Source organism: Bartonella sp. CL70QHWL (genome assembly GCF_042194855.1).
Lineage (GTDB): Bacteria > Pseudomonadota > Alphaproteobacteria > Rhizobiales > Rhizobiaceae > Bartonella.
On record NZ_JBHINJ010000006.1, the window covers coordinates 44,014 to 59,586 of the forward strand.

General features: G+C 34.0%; 13 protein-coding genes, 1 tRNA gene and 1 pseudogene. 10 read left to right on the forward strand and 5 right to left on the reverse strand.

Annotated elements, in window-relative coordinates; translation table 11 throughout:
• Window positions 1-398: 398 nt before the first annotated feature.
• Window positions 399-1,103, reverse strand: coding sequence for a transcriptional repressor LexA (gene lexA, locus ACFIJZ_RS04160; RefSeq protein WP_273791042.1), 705 nt, complete (start codon window positions 1,101-1,103; stop codon window positions 399-401).
• Between the two features lie 1,224 nt (window positions 1,104-2,327).
• Between lexA and ACFIJZ_RS04165 the strand changes: the two genes are divergently transcribed.
• Window positions 2,328-2,403: transfer RNA gene (locus ACFIJZ_RS04165), tRNA-Lys, on the forward strand.
• A 90-nt stretch (window positions 2,404-2,493) separates the two neighbouring features.
• Here the strand turns inward: ACFIJZ_RS04165 and ACFIJZ_RS04170 are convergent.
• Window positions 2,494-2,680 (reverse strand): annotated as a pseudogene (locus ACFIJZ_RS04170) (hypothetical protein); the annotation flags it as partial.
• 277 nt (window positions 2,681-2,957) lie between these two features.
• Here ACFIJZ_RS04170 and ACFIJZ_RS04175 point away from each other — a divergent pair.
• The 8 genes from ACFIJZ_RS04175 to ACFIJZ_RS04210 all read left to right on the forward strand — a co-directional run bounded on the left by ACFIJZ_RS04175 (window position 2,958) and on the right by ACFIJZ_RS04210 (window position 11,516).
• Entirely contained in the window at window positions 2,958-3,857 is a 900-nt protein-coding gene (locus ACFIJZ_RS04175; RefSeq protein ID WP_375631127.1) for a septal ring lytic transglycosylase RlpA family protein, read from the forward strand.
• 1,094 nt (window positions 3,858-4,951) lie between these two features.
• Window positions 4,952-6,115, forward strand: a complete 1,164-nt coding sequence (locus ACFIJZ_RS04180; protein WP_375631128.1) for a D-alanyl-D-alanine carboxypeptidase family protein — start codon at window positions 4,952-4,954, stop codon at window positions 6,113-6,115.
• A 28-nt stretch (window positions 6,116-6,143) separates the two neighbouring features.
• On the forward strand, window positions 6,144-6,788 hold the full coding sequence (tmk, locus tag ACFIJZ_RS04185) for a dTMP kinase (protein ID WP_375631129.1): 645 nt from the start codon (window positions 6,144-6,146) through the stop codon (window positions 6,786-6,788).
• Complete coding sequence (locus tag ACFIJZ_RS04190) at window positions 6,785-7,828, forward strand: DNA polymerase III subunit delta' (RefSeq protein WP_375631130.1); 1,044 nt, start codon at window positions 6,785-6,787, stop codon at window positions 7,826-7,828. Before tmk ends, ACFIJZ_RS04190 begins: the two co-directional genes overlap by 4 nt.
• A gap of 76 nt (window positions 7,829-7,904) precedes the next feature.
• Window positions 7,905-9,464, forward strand: coding sequence for a methionine--tRNA ligase (gene metG / locus ACFIJZ_RS04195; protein WP_375631131.1), 1,560 nt, complete (start codon window positions 7,905-7,907; stop codon window positions 9,462-9,464).
• Entirely contained in the window at window positions 9,454-10,227 is a 774-nt protein-coding gene (locus tag ACFIJZ_RS04200) for a TatD family hydrolase (RefSeq protein WP_375631132.1), read from the forward strand. Before metG ends, ACFIJZ_RS04200 begins: the two co-directional genes overlap by 11 nt.
• A gap of 10 nt (window positions 10,228-10,237) precedes the next feature.
• The gene (locus ACFIJZ_RS04205) at window positions 10,238-11,047 is read left to right on the forward strand and encodes an MBL fold metallo-hydrolase (protein ID WP_375631133.1); all 810 of its coding nucleotides are present in this window, start codon (window positions 10,238-10,240) and stop codon (window positions 11,045-11,047) included.
• Window positions 11,048-11,156: 109 nt separating this feature from the next.
• Window positions 11,157-11,516, forward strand: a complete 360-nt coding sequence (locus tag ACFIJZ_RS04210; protein WP_375613428.1) for a hypothetical protein — start codon at window positions 11,157-11,159, stop codon at window positions 11,514-11,516.
• Between the two features lie 311 nt (window positions 11,517-11,827).
• Here the strand turns inward: ACFIJZ_RS04210 and ACFIJZ_RS04215 are convergent, their stop codons facing one another.
• The 3 genes from ACFIJZ_RS04215 to pcsA are packed head-to-tail and all read right to left on the reverse strand — an operon-like array spanning window position 11,828 to window position 14,123.
• A complete protein-coding gene (locus ACFIJZ_RS04215; protein WP_375631134.1) occupies window positions 11,828-12,241 on the reverse strand; it encodes a DUF6163 family protein in 414 nt (137 codons plus the stop codon).
• Window positions 12,238-13,284 (reverse strand): enoyl-CoA hydratase/isomerase family protein, encoded by a 1,047-nt coding sequence (locus ACFIJZ_RS04220; protein WP_375631135.1) that lies wholly within the window; start codon window positions 13,282-13,284, stop codon window positions 12,238-12,240. The genes ACFIJZ_RS04215 and ACFIJZ_RS04220 overlap by 4 nt, the downstream gene beginning before the upstream one ends.
• A 26-nt stretch (window positions 13,285-13,310) precedes the next feature.
• A complete protein-coding gene (gene pcsA / locus ACFIJZ_RS04225; protein ID WP_375631136.1) occupies window positions 13,311-14,123 on the reverse strand; it encodes a phosphatidylcholine synthase in 813 nt (270 codons plus the stop codon).
• 182 nt (window positions 14,124-14,305) lie between these two features.
• Between pcsA and ACFIJZ_RS04230 the strand changes: the two genes are divergently transcribed.
• Window positions 14,306-15,532: a UbiH/UbiF family hydroxylase gene (locus ACFIJZ_RS04230; protein ID WP_375631137.1), complete on the forward strand. Its 1,227-nt coding sequence runs from the start codon at window positions 14,306-14,308 to the stop codon at window positions 15,530-15,532.
• Window positions 15,533-15,573 lie beyond the last annotated feature (41 nt).

Consider the following 15,573-nt stretch of genomic DNA (forward strand, 5'->3'; position numbering starts at 1 on the left):
TTTATTTTTATACCTATGCAATACAGTCTGTTACAAAGTTATTTGATTTTTTTCTACAAAATTTTATGTGTTTTTATGCATGCATACAATTTTGTCTTATTATATCGTAAAATTCCATCATTGAGGACGAGGATATAAGGCTGCTTTCTTAAAAGCATTCAAGTTCTTTTCAAAGTACGTGGTGAATATTTTAAAGCTTACTTGCCAAGCCTTGCATAAGTGAAGAACAATGGAGGGAAGGGAAAGTGAAATCCGCTCGATAAGGATCTGGATTGTTTATAAACCGAATTGGGGGCATCCTTTGGCTGTGGAGAAGAAGTCAATTGCGTGTGGCACAATAAAAAAATACTCAACAGCTTCTTATTGCGATATATATCGCGTACTATAAGGTTTATTTTTTAATATTTGCGAATAAGTCCGGTAAGTTTGCCTTGTATTTCTACACGCTCGGATTCGTATGTCCGTACTTCATAATGAGGATTTGCAGCTTCTAATGCAATAGAAGCTCCTTTGCGTCGATAACGTTTTAATGTTGCTTCTTTTTTATCAATAAACGCAACAATAATTTCACCTGTTATTGCTGTATTTTGACGTTTCACAATGATCGTATCTTTATCAAAGATACCAGCCTCCATCATAGAATCATCTTTAACTTCTAAAGCGTAGTGCTCACCTGTATTGACCATATCGAGTGGAAGAGAAAGGCTGTTTATTTGCTGCAGTATAGCAGAGGCGGGTACGCTTGCAGAAATACGTCCCATAATAGGAATGGTGATATTTTTTTTTTCTTCTTCATCAAAGGGACTCAAGCTTTTTGATATTTCCCTTTTATTTCTTTCTATTATACTGGGAGAAATTTTACGTGCTAAAGAAAGGTTAAATGTTATTTTCTCAGGAAGTCGAATTACCTCCACAGCACGAGCACGATTAGGCAAACGACGTATAAAACCTCTTTGTTCTAAGGCTATAATGAGCTTATGAATACCAGACTTTGAAGAAAGTTCTAATGCATTTTTCATTTCTTCAAAAGAAGGAGGAACACCAGTTTCTTTTATATGGTTATGAATAAACAAGAGTAGCTCATACTGTTTACATGTTAGCATTCAATATTCCAATCAAAATAATAAAAATTAGTAAAGTAAAAATACATGTATATATAACATTTTTACAATTTTTATCGCCAAATCAAAATTATTTTCTTTGTTTTTGATATTATCGTTTAATAAAGAAATATGTTTATTTATAGATATATTTAAATTATTATTTATATACTATATAGCTACATTAATATTAAATAATGTATAAAATACTTTATAGTTCTGACTGAATTATCTAACACCAAATTTTATGACCAGTATTATCCTTTTCTTCTAAAAATATATCTACATGTTTTGTAATTTCTGATATAAAAAAGTTAAATAGAAGGCATTCTATATATTTAGAACTCTCTATGGGTATTTAAAATCATTTTACATACTGCATATTATTTCTGCTTTTTTATTCTTAGTAAAATTATCTACAGCTCTAATAGTGAACACAATTTATAGTCATTCGGGATATTTTCAATGAGACTAAATTTTGCTTCATATCTACTTTATTCTATAGGATAAACTGGCTTTCGTTATATATTCATTAAGCATAAATAAAATTATACTCTCAAAATGCCATTGTTGCTCATTGTTCCATTTTCAGGTCTAACGTGTCAACTGCTATATACTATTTTCATGAACCCTAATGTTGCGATAAATTTTGATTATTGAAAGGAAGCATAAAAGGTATTTTCATTTCTTTTTTATAGTTTTATTCTCTCACTTATATTGGTCAAGAAAATGCTTTTTATTGTTTCAATATAAAAAAGATTTAAAATGAGATAAGCTTACAGTATTTGAGACTTATCACTCAAGTGATAAAAATGATAAATTATTATAAATCAATATATTATCTTATAAATCTGTATTTATATTTGAAAATTGAACACTAAGATATAAAGATATAAAAAATAATATTATAATAAAAGGTATTTTTTCTTCTCTACCCATTATGCTCAACAACCCATGTGAGGGGAAGGGGGTAATTTCTCATAATTTTAACGCTTCGAATCTATGCAATATTTTGCAGTGAAATTTTTCCTTTATTGAAACTTCAAAAATAAGATTAAAGAGTACTTATACAATGATGAAGTAAAGGGGTGAAAACGAAAAATTATTGATAATTGAAGAAAATAATAATATTTTTCTCCAAAAGGTGTTGACCAAATGGAAAGTCAACCGTATGTTCCCTTCACTTTCTACAAATTAGATAGTGTGCAAACTAGATAGCTTGTATGAGAGCGCGTAGCTCAGCTGGTAGAGCAACTGACTTTTAATCAGTAGGTCCAGGGTTCGAATCCCTGCGCGCTCACCAAATTTAAATTAATATCAATAGGCTATAAAAAATTTAAGAATCTTTCTTGTTTTTATTCTTTTTGAAGTTTTTTGTTGATTCTATAACCTGTCATTTTCTATCAGCTGTTTTGAAATAGAGCGATGCTATGCTGTCTCCTGTCCAACAAAAAAGAGCTTTAAGATTACGATAGGATTGTACCTGCGTTGGCAGCACATGTGGTTTCTAATTTTCTCAATCTATAGGTTGATTTTTTAATACCCACTGCATTACATGATTCGCAAAACAAGTTGCTAAAATCACCATTTATTCACACTTTATATTATGAAATGACTTTTCTATAAGATGTTGATTTATTTAATTTTTACTCTTTTTAACATCTACTATAGTACATTTATTTCTTATGAAGATCATAAAAAGGTTAACAATACGTTAATTTCTTGATAGAAGGGGCCAATTCAAGAGTGGTATATGCGCGAGGGGAATCATTTAAAAACGTAAATTCTTCCGTTGCGTACAAAAAGCGTGACGTGGTTTTTACAGTAGTACTTAACAGAAATAAGTGGACTGAATAGATGCCTTCAAATAGAAAAAAGAAATTTACTTTTATGATTAAACCAACACTTCAATTGTTTTCTATGATCGTCATTTCTCAGTCACTGGTATCTTGTTGCGCAAGCCAAACTATGAATTTTTCAATAAAAGATTCCTATCATAATAAACCAATTAACGTAAACACTTCTGTACTACCTCAACAAGTATCTAATAAGAAGAATCAATCGGAAGAAAAAAAGCGTGGACGAGCGATTGTTGGTAAACCTTATCAAATAAAAGGAAAGTGGTATTATCCTCAAAGTGATCCAACTTATAAACGTGTTGGCGAAGCATCATGGTATGGTTCAGATTTTCATGGACGTTTAACTGCCAACGGTGAAATTTATGACATGAATCTTTTGACTGCTGCTCATCCTACAATGCCTTTACCTAGCTATGCTCGTGTCACTAATTTGAAAAATGGATCTTCAATCGTTGTTAGAGTGAATGATCGCGGACCTTTTATGAAAGACAGAATCATTGATTTATCAAGGCAAGCTGCGACAATACTGGGGTATGTAGATAGGGGTGTTGCAGATGTTAAAGTAGAATATATTGCTGAAGCACCTGTTGGCTATTATGATGGTGCATATTTAATGTCCTCTTATACTCCTGGAAATGCTGCCCCATATTCATTAGCGTCGGAAAATATTGCGAAAAAAAGAGAAACTGTTTTGTTAAAAGAGCAGCGCAATACAGGAAACAAAAAAGAATTAGCTAAAGCAGCTGCTGTTGAACAAGAACAACGTAATAAAACTGTTGCAGTTAAATTGCCAGAAATTGGTCCTATCATGGTTGATAAGCCGATACCATTTGATCAAGTTGCTTCTATAAATAAGCTAAACAAAAAAACAAAGGTCAATTGGCTACAACTGTTTTAAGAAAAAATGCATTGATTTTTTATCTATATAATTTTCTAGTAAAAAAGGTAAGAACTTACGGATTTAGTGTAAGATTTTCATCTTAAAGCGCGTTGTCCTTTTCAAAAAGCGTGATGGGGTGCTATTATTATAAATTCAGTACGGCCTTTCTACTCCATTGCTGGTCTATTCGTCGTTTTATGATATTGCTTGCTTAATAAAGCGCGTACTTTTCTTACTGTAATAGCTTTTGCTAGACGAAGGTAGATTATTGTATCAGTCTGTTTGTGTAATCTCCAAAACAACTGTACAATCAATTTGAGAGGAACAAAAAGCTTAACAAGTAAAAAAATATTTTATTTTGATTCGGCCTTGCATCTTTCCAAAGTATCCACGGTAATATCTTATGAAGAGATTATATATTACCTCATGCTTTTGTTTATCATGTTCTTTAATGGAGTAAGTTCCCTCACGAAAAACAGAGCGTCTCAAACAAAATACGCTTACATTGCCAATTCGCGAACTTATTTAAAAGAGACATACTTCAACACGCTACAGGTCTATTTTACGACAGCGCCTGTGAATGGCATAACTGTAACGCCTTTAGATATCACCATCTTCACACTTATGAAGATATAAACCGACACCGTCATACACTTTGCAAGCCCCAATGTTTTATGCGATAATTCTTAACACTTGAGAGGTTGATAAGAAGTATTTTTACTCTCTTTTTTAATAATTTTTATCTATATACGAACCCTACTTATGATGCGTAAGCAAGCGATTTTATTGAATTCAATATGAGAGGAAATATAACGAAAGAATCTTACAGTATTTTGAATCAGATACACGTTAAAAGATTATAATTTATCATAATAAATCAATCTACTATCAATATAAAACAACAAATAAAAAAATTTTTTTGTCTCTCATGCTTTAAAACATAAAATTGAATCTAGGTGGAATATAAGAAGTGCATCATTTTACTTTTACTAACGCTGAATAAAAATAAAATCTTTTCTTGAGTCATCAATAATTCCTCAATTTGCGGAAATAAAAAAGTTTTTTCCTATATAAGATTTTTTATGTTGATCTTTGGGATGGGAGGAGCAGCTATGTACACAATATTAAGGATCTTATTGACCTTATGGGGGATATTGGTATTTGTCACGTGGGGGAAAGCAGAAGATTTTCAAATTTCTGCTTCACAATTGTTATTACTCGATGATGATACAGAGACAATACTTTATGAAAAACAAAGTGCTATTCCTTTTTTTCCTGCTTCATTAGTAAAATTGATGACAGCAGAAGTTGTATTTCATCAATTAAAAAAAGGATTATTAAAAAGTACGCAGAAATTTAAGGTCAGTGAAAATGCTTGGCGCAAGGGTGGAGCACCTTCCGGTACAACCACTATGTTTGCAAAGATAAAAACAGAAATCAGTGTTTCTGATCTGTTGCGTGGTTTAATTATTGTGAATGGAAATGATGCTGCTATTATTCTTGCTGAAGGAATATCGGGAGATGAAGCTCATTTCACAAAGTTGATGAATCAGCGCGCAAAAATAATCGGATTATCTCAGAGTCATTTTGTTAATGCAACAGGGTTACCCGAAGAGGGACAATTTGTAACTGTGCGTGATATGATTATATTAGCACGTCATATTGTTCAGGAATATCCGGACTATTATGCACTTTATTGTGAGCCTCATTTTACATGGAATAATATTTTTCAACGTAATAAAAATCCTCTTATTTCTAAGGAAATTGGTGTAGAAGGATTTGGTTTTGGCTACAGTGAAAAAGAAGGTTTTTCAATGGTTGCCACCATTTCTAAAAATCATCGACGTCTTTTTTTAGCAATCAATGGTTTGCAAGATGGTAAAAAATATACAAAAGAAATAGAACGCATTCTTCAATGGGGAATGACGGCTTTTGATCTCAAAACGATTTTTACAAAAGAAGAAACGGTTGGTCGTGCTTCTGTTTATGGTGGTAAACAAAATTTTGTTCCACTCATTGTTAAAACACCAATAAGTTTTATGCTTTCGAATGAAAAAAAAGTAAATGTTAAAGCAAAAATTAAATATCATGGTCCATTGAAAGCTCCCATCGTTTCTGGGCAATCAGTTGGCGTTATTCAAATTTTAGAAGATAAAAAGGTTCTTCTGGAAAAACCAGTTTTTGCCGGAATGAATGTTCAGGAAGGAAGTTTCTTTGCAAAAGTAAAAAATGCATTCTATGAAATAACAATTGGATGGTTACGAAAATATTTGTAGTTACGCGCTAATAAGGTTAAGATCATACGTGTCAGGTTATTTTATTACATTTGAAGGAGGGGACGGGGTAGGGAAAACGGTGCAGATTTCTTTACTTGCTGAGTCTCTCTCACACCAAGGTTATGATGTTGTCACAACACGAGAACCAGGAGGAACACCAGGAGCAGAAGCAATCCGGCATATTTTGTTGTCGGGGCAGGCGCGACAGTATGGACCGTTGATTGAAGCTGTTTTGTTTACAGCTGCACGTGTCGACCATGTTACTGAGGTTATCGCACCTTCTTTGCAAAAAGGTAAAATCGTTTTATGTGACCGCTTTATTGATTCTACACGCGTTTATCAAGGACTCAATGATACCGTCAGTTCTTCTCTTCTTTCTGTTTTAGAGTGTATTGCGCTCAATGGTATTTTGCCTCATTTAACATTTTTATTAGATATGCCTGCAATGTGTGGTATGAAGCGTGCAAATTTGCGAAGAAACAAAACAGAAGAAATTGATTATTTTGAAAAAGATCAGTTGGAAATTCAAGAACAAAGGCGTCAGGCTTTTCTTCAATTGGCCAAACAGGAACCCCATAGATTTCGAGTTATTGATGCCACTGGCTCAGTGGAAGCCATTGCTCATCAAATAAAAAATATTTGTCATCAGGTATTGTTGGATCAGCTTTCATGAGTAATATAAATACCTTACGCCAATATGATGATATTGATACAATTTTATCACCATCCCAGAACAATGTTATCTTTGGTCACGAGGATGTTCGTCATTTTTTGACACAAATGCTGAAAGAAGAGCGTTTGCATCATGCATTATTATTTGAAGGAGAATATGGGATTGGAAAGGCTACATTAGCCTTTCATCTTGCTTGGAACATTTTAAGTTTTCAACAGAGTGCTTTCTTGAAACCCGATCCTTATTCTACCCCATGGCGCCAAATTACACAAGGAAGTCACCCTGGTCTTTTGTATATTTCACGTCGATTTGATGTGAAAACGCAAAAGTTTAAAACAGGAATACTCGTTGATGATATCCGTGATATTATGCATTTTTTAAGCCGAACATCACAAGAAAATGGATGGCGTATAGTTATTGTTGATTCTGCAGATGATATGAATAGAAATGCAGCAAATGCAATTCTTAAAATACTTGAAGAACCACCTACAAAAACGTTATTTGTTATTATCGCGCATTCTTCTGGCAAATTGCTTCCAACAATCCATTCACGGTGTCAAAAAATCTCTTTTCGTCCCTTGAATAACGATGAAATGAAAAAAGTTATTACACATATTTTCGCCAATCAGGATTTACCTGATGAGAAAACAATTGAAATGATTATTGAAAAATCTAAAGGAAGTCCTCGAAAAGCTGCTTTACTTGTTTGCCATGGCGGTTTTGAAATTATTAAAACAATTGATGCTCTCCTAGAGAAACCTGTTTGTAACGCAATGATTGTACATACTCTTGCACAAACATTTTCATCTGTTTCTTCTACATTCCAATTTCAACAATTTTGTGATGAAATTCTTAATAAAATTCAAAAAAAAGCTATCATGCTCGTTGAAAAGGGAGACTTATTTCTCTCAAAAAAATATGCGGAAAAATGGCAGGAGATTCATCAAGAAATAGAGGAAATACAACTATTTAATCTCGATAAAAAGCAGTTTGTTATTAACTTGCTTTTTAAAGTTCATAAGATCATTCATGAGGATTAGTTTTTCCGTGACAATGCGATGAACAAACGTTATGTCATAATATCTTTTATTTATAGCGTTTTACAACGAGTATGACATGCGTGACACATATTACATAACAACTCCCATTTTTTATCCTAATGGTGCTCCACATATTGGACATGCTTATAGTGCAATTGCAAGCGATGTTTTAGCCCGCTTTCAACGGTTAAACGGAAAAAATGTATTTTTTCTTTCTGGTACAGATGAGCATGGTCTCAAGATGCAACAAACCGCAGCTGCATTAGGCATGACACCTCAGCAGCTTGCAGATCGTAATAGTGCGGTGTTTCAAAAAATGCTTGCAGTATTAAATTGTTCTAACGATGATTTTATCCGTACGACAGAAGAACGCCATTATCAAGCTTGTCAAGAAATTTGGAAAAAGATGGAAGCAAATGGCGATATTTATCTCGGTCGTTATACGGGGTGGTATTCGGTTCGCCAAGAAGCCTATTATGAAGAAAAAGATACGGAAGTTGGACCAGACAACATCCGTCGTGAGAAGGAATTAGGCTCTCCAGTTGAATGGAATGAAGAAGAAAGTTATTTTTTTAAACTTTCTCATTATGAAAAGGCTCTTCTTGAATATTATGAAAAACATCCTGATTTTATTGCTCCATTTGAGCGGCGTAATGAAATTATAAGTTTTATCAAATCAGGTTTAAAAGATATCTCTATTTCACGCGCAAGTTTTAACTGGGGAATTGCTGTTCCTGAGAATCCAAAGCACGTGATGTATGTCTGGGTTGATGCGCTTACAAATTATCTATCAGCAATAGGTTTTTTCAATGAAAATTCAAAAAAACGTGATTTTTGGCCTGCAAATACGCATATTATTGGTAAGGATATTATTCGTTTTCATGCAGTCTATTGGCCGGCATTTTTAATGTCTGCTGGAATTGAATTGCCTAAAAATATTTTTGCACATGGTTTTTTACTTAATCGTGGTGCAAAAATGTCAAAATCTATTGGAAATGTCGTTGATCCTTTTGAAATGGTTGAACACTATGGTCTTGATCAGGTCCGTTATTTCCTTCTCCGTGAAGTGCCATTCGGACAAGATGGTAGTTATAGTCATGAAAGCCTTGTGAACCGTATTAATGCTGATCTTGCTAATGATCTTGGTAATTTAGCACAGCGCTGTTTGTCTATGATTGCCAAAAATTGTAATGCACAAGTCCCGAAACCAGCTTCATTTTCAGCTCAAGATAAACAGCTTTTAGAACAATCTCTTCAAGTACTTGAAACTGTACACCAAGCTATGTCTTCTTATAGTATGCATTTAGCACTTTCAGCTATTTTTTCAATTGTAGCAGATGCCAATCGCTATTTTGCCAACGAACAACCTTGGAGTTTACGTAAAAATGATCGAGAGCGATTTTCTACAGTTCTTTATATAACTGTAGAAATCTTGCGGAGAATAGGAATTATGCTTTTGCCTTTCATACCCCAATCAGCAGCGAAACTTCTTGATAGCCTTGCGGTTGCTGAAGATGATCGGTTATTGTATCATATAAGTCATTCAAAAATTCAAGAAGGGCTTGATCTTCCACCACCAGAACCAATTTTTCCTCGTTATATCTTGAAGAAAGAAGATACTCATCATGTTGATTGATACACATTGTCATCTTGATTTTGAAGATTTTTCACAAGATTTGGATAATGTTATCCAACGGGCTTTAGATGCTGACGTTAAACGTATGATAACAATTTCAACCCATGTTTATAAGTTAGATAAGCTGTTAGCCATTGCGCAAAGCTATGATCAAGTCTTTTGTTCCGTTGGAACACACCCCAATCATGCGCATGAAGAACAAAATATTACAGCGGAAGAGCTTATACAGCTCTCGAATCACCCTAAAATTGTTGCGTTTGGGGAAGGGGGGCTTGATTATCATTATGATTATTCTACTCCAGAAGAGCAAAAGGAAGTTTTTCATGAACATATCATTGCTTCTCGAGAAACACAGATTCCTCTTGTTATACATTCACGCAATGCCGATATCGATATGGAGAAAATATTACGTGAACAGACAAAAGAAGGAGCTTTTCCCTTTATCCTTCATTGTTATTCGTCTGGAATGCAACTTGCTCGTGCTGGAATTGAACTTGGTGGTTATATTTCTTTTTCAGGTATTCTTACTTTTAAAAACGCATTTGAAATCCGTGAAATAGCAAAAATTGTGCCCCATGAGCATTTGTTAGTGGAAACAGATGCTCCATTTTTAGCACCTAGTCCCCATCGGGGCAAAACAAATGAACCATCTTTTGTATGTTATACAGCAGCTGTTTTGGCTGAAACAATTGGCTTAAGCATTGAAGAAACAGCTCAAATAACAACGCGTAATGCTTTTCGTTTATTTAGCAAAATGAAATAAGGCAAAAGATATGTGTGATCAATACCGATTTACAATATTAGGTTGTGGTCCTTCTCCAGGAGTGCCAAGACCTAATGGTGATTGGGGAACATGTGATCCGAATAACCCTAAAAATAAACGCTACAGAAGTTCTTTATTAGTTGAACGTATTAAACCTTCAGGAGGCAAAACAACGATCGTTATTGATACAGGTCCAGATTTTCGCTCACAAATGATCGATGCGCGTGTAAGCCATCTTGATGCTGCTCTTTACACGCATTCTCATGCAGACCATATCCACGGTATTGATGATTTACGCAGCTATGCACTTGCACAAAAATGTTTAATAGATATCTATGCCGACAGATTTACACTAGAGCATCTCAAAAGTGCTTTCGGATATTGTTTTCAAACTCCAAAAGATTCATCTTATTCTCCCATTTTAAAAGAGCATCTTATCAATGAAGATAGCCAATTTATTATTCAGGGGCAGGGCGGAGAAATAAGCGTCAATACACATTTACAACACCACGGAAACATTCATTCCTTAGGTTTTCGGATTGGGAATGTTGCCTATTGTACGGATGTTAGTAAATTTCCTGAAAAAACTTTATCCAAATTAATGGATTTGGATGTTCTCATCATTGAAGCTCTTCAATTTAAATCCCATCCGAGTCATTTTTCTGTTGATCAAGCATTACAGTGGATAGAATATTTAAAGCCAAAACAAGCAATACTCACACATATGGACAGATCGCTGGATTACAATAAGGTTATAAATTACGTTCCATCCTATGTAAAACCTGCATATCAAGGTCTTACTTTTGAAACAGATGCATAAGCTTATTATGCGCAATATTTTAAGTTAAATAAAATACTTTTAAATTTATCCTTTATTTTATTTCATTTTTGACATATTTAGTGTTTTTTATGTCAAAAATGAGGCTTTTATGTATAAGAATTTTAAGCGGGGTGTATGTATTGTGGTTTTAGCGGTTTCCTTAACAGCATGTGGGGGGCGTTTAGAAAAAAATATTGCAACGACAACATTACATGACGGATCAATGAGTTGTGCCGATATTCAACGGGAGTTTTTTGCTAATAAACGTCAGATTAATGATACAATTGCAGAGCGTTCTAAAGCAAGAAATAAAAACGTGGCTTTAGCAGCGGCAAGTGTTGTATTTGTACCTGCTTTGTTTTTTATGGATACTAAATCCAGTGAAAGTAATGAAATTTCAGCTTTAAATAACCGTAATGCTGTTTTGAGTGATCTTGCACGTATGAAACGTTGTAAAATAATGCAATAATTTTCCTTATTTTATTATACGTAATTTCGTTATCACTATTTTTGGTCTTTAAGGTATATACCTTAAAGACCAAATTTTATTTTAAAAGTAAATTGTATGATATAAATATTATGATGATGTTTTAAAGTAGGGTTTTCTTTTTGGATAAAGGATTTATCTTCTGTATCATATTATCGCATAATATATATTATGGAACTTTATAGAAATAGTATATCTAGCATCAGCGCTTTGAAGAATGAATCTTTAAAATGAGCTACTTAAATTAGCTAAGATTGAAAATCGAGCCTGTTATTCTGGCTCGAAAATTTCAATCACAATGTTTTTTTATTTTTTACTCTTTTAAAAAAAATCATCACAATTTGTAGTGCTATAAAAGCTAAAAACAATATTCCATGAAATAATGGTACAAATGGCTGATAAATAAAATCGGAATAATACATTGTTATTGCTTCAATCAATGCTGCAATACACCACACAATGATGCCCCATAGTGAATACATCCAAAGTCCAACTAAGGCAATAGGATAGAGAATAGCCAATATAACTGATGCAAATTGCCACTGCCAAGGCATAAGATCAAAACGCCATAGAATACCTGGAAAAACACCAACAAGGCGTATCCAATAACAAATACCTAGAACTAAGCAAATAAGTGCCAAAAACCGTAAGTAACAGTTATAGATTAAATTGATTTTTGAAATCTGTTTGTGAGAATTATTTTTCACAATAATAACTCTTGTTCAACAGGTTGGAAGTAAGAATCTACCATTTCATCTGTCACATTTGAAAGTTTATCTGGCTGCCATTGAGGTCTTTTATCCTTATCGATTAACATAGCACGTATACCTTCATAAAAATCATGTGAATGAATCATATGATGCGCTATGCGGTTTTCAATTTTCATACAATCTTCCAACGTTTGAGATGAATTTTGTTTCATTTGTTTCCAGATAACTTTTAAACTTGTCGGAGAACGTGACTGCAAAATATCATAACATTCTTTAGCAAATAAAACATCTTCATTGCTTTTTTTATGTAGTAACTCAAGACATTCTTCTAAGCTATGGGCACTAAAACAACTGTTAATAATACAACGTATTTCATAACTTGTTTCATAGTCTTTTGTAATTGCTCGCTCGTTTAAAGCTAAAGTGGGATCTCCTTGCTCAATAACAGCTTTTCTAATCATATCGAATTCAGTTTCAGCAACGGCGTGTGTTGCTAATCCTAAATTTAAGCAATCTCCCCACTTTATGCGTGCGCCCGTTAATGCAAGATAGATGCCAAAATGATTGGGAAGAGATGGTAAGAAAAAACTTGCACCTACATCTGGGAAAAATCCAATCGCACCTTCTGGCATAGCAAAAACTGTATTTTCTGTAACAATTCGATGCGAACCATAGAGAGAAATACCGACCCCTCCTCCCATCCAAATACCGTTTAAGAAAGCAATGTAGGGCTTTGAAAAATGTTTGATATAAGCATTTAAGCTATATTCATCCCTAAAGTATTGACAAGCAGCAACACTTTTCCCCATATGATAGATTTCTACAACATCTCCACCAGCACAAAAAGCACGCCCCTCCCCTTCAATTAAGACACAAGAAACATTATCATCTGTTTCCCATGTTCTGAGAGTTTTTTTTAAAGCTGAAACCATTCGTTGATTAAGAGCATTTAATGCTGAAGGACGTGTGAGCTTTATAATACCAGCCCGCCCTTCTTTCGTAAAAGAAATATCATCATCTGCTCCAAAATTAATTTGCATCTCACACCCTTCTTAAAACAACTATTTTATTGTTTTTTTATATTTTTTGCCCCAAGTTGAGGAAATATTTGCATGATTGCACCAATACAATATATATAAACTCCTGTTACCGAAATTCCTATTTTAACCCAATAGGGAGCCTCTAGTTGATAAAAGAAGGCAGAAATACCAAAAAAACACCATAAGAGAAAAATGGGAAAATTAACCCTACGTAAACGAAGGACTCTTACTGGATGAATAAAATAAATTGGCAAAAAAGATATAATCGCCGATAAAACAATAATGATAAAAGTAATCCACTCTCCTGGTCTGACGACAAAAAGCGTAAAAATCATCATATTCCAAACAACAGGAAATCCTTTAAAAAAGTTTTCTTTGGTTTTCATACTAGTATCTGCATAATAAATAGCAGATGAAATAACAATAATTGCACTCAATGAAAATGATAACCCTACCCCCATAAAACCACTTTGATAGAGTGCAAAGGCAGGAATTAAGACATAAGTCACGTAATCAATAATATTATCTAACAGCTCTCCAGACCATGTTGGAAGAACGTATTTAACATCAAGTTTACGTGCAATTGGTCCATCTATACCATCAACGAGAAGAGCAAGCCCAAGCCAACAGAACATAGCTGTCCATTCTTTTTGAGAGGCTGATATAAGAGAAAGAAACGCTAAAAATGATCCCGAAGCTGTTAGTAAATGAACAGAAAAGGCCTTTGCTTGTGGCATTGTTACTTTTTTATGGCGTAATAATTTAGCATTTGTTTTGATTTTCTTTGTTAGTTTACGTTTCAAGTTTTTCTTATCCTCGTTTTTAAAGTCTTCAACCATCTATCAATACGCCATTTTTTACCGATGATATAACTCAGCATTTTAAAAAATCATAAAAAGGTTACTTTTTTATATCGCATTATTTATTACATACTATAATAGAAGAGCTTCATATAATAAAAAGAGAGCGATCATTTGGAAATGTTAAAATATTTTCTCAATGGAGAAAGGTTCAAGTCATTGTGATATTTGAAAAGGAAGAGCATAAAGATATTGCTGTTATTGGTGCAGGCCCTGTCGGAATGTTAGCGGCGCTGAGTCTTGCACATGAGGGGCTTTCTGTTTTTCTTGTTGGGCCCCCTGCTCATACAGATGAGTTACGGACAACTGCTCTTATGATGCCTGCAATACGCATGCTTCAAAAACTCAATATTTGGGATAATCTTCAAAAACATGCAGCAGCTTTATCTTCCATGAGAATTATAGATATAACTTCTAGAATTGTGCATGCTCCTACGGTGCATTTTTCTTCTGCTGAAATTGGTGAAAAAGCTTTTGGCTATAATATACCTAATGTAAAATTGAACAGTGCTTTAGTCGATGCTGTTACACATACGCCCAATATTACAAGATTTGTTTCTGCAGCCAAATCTGTTCATCACACAAAAAAACATGTATGTATTACTCTTGCTGATTGTAGAGTCATTCAAGCACCACTTGTTATTGCAGCTGATGGACGTCACTCTCTTACACGTGCCGCAGCAGGGATAAGTGTCAAACAGTGGAATTATCCACAAAAAGCACTTGTTCTCAACTTTTCTCATGAGTTTTCTCATCAAAATACATCAACCGAATTTCATACAGAACACGGTCCATTTACACAGGTTCCACTACCAGGACGAAGATCTAGTCTTGTATGGGTTGTTCATCCTTCCCGTGCTGAAGAATTATTGAATACAGAACCAAAAACAATTGCAAAAATGATCGAAAACAAAATGCAATCAATGCTTGGAAAGCTAAGCTTAGAAACATCAATTCAAGCATGGCCGCTTTTCGGACTTCTTTCTCGTCATTTTGCTGCTAATCGAACAATTTTAGTCGGTGAAGCCGCTCATGTTTTCCCCCCTATTGGGGCACAAGGATTGAATTTAGGATTCCGTGATGTCCAAACTTTAATTGATATTTTACCTAATAAAATATCCAATTCTAACTCTGAAATGATTGTTGCACATTATAACAAATGTCGCAAACCAGATATATTAATCCGAAGTGGAGCTGTTCATACACTGAACTCTGCTCTACTTTCTCATATGTTGCCTGTTCATATCATACGAAGCATTGGGCTTGGTTTGTTACATAGTTTTCCACCATTACGTAATTTATTTATGCGCGAAGGAATGTATCCGGGTTATGGATTCAAGGAAATTATGCAAATATCTCCAACAAAATCATCAAAACAGCTCTACTGAACAATAATGGATAATAACGTAAAATAAAAAATAATAAATTG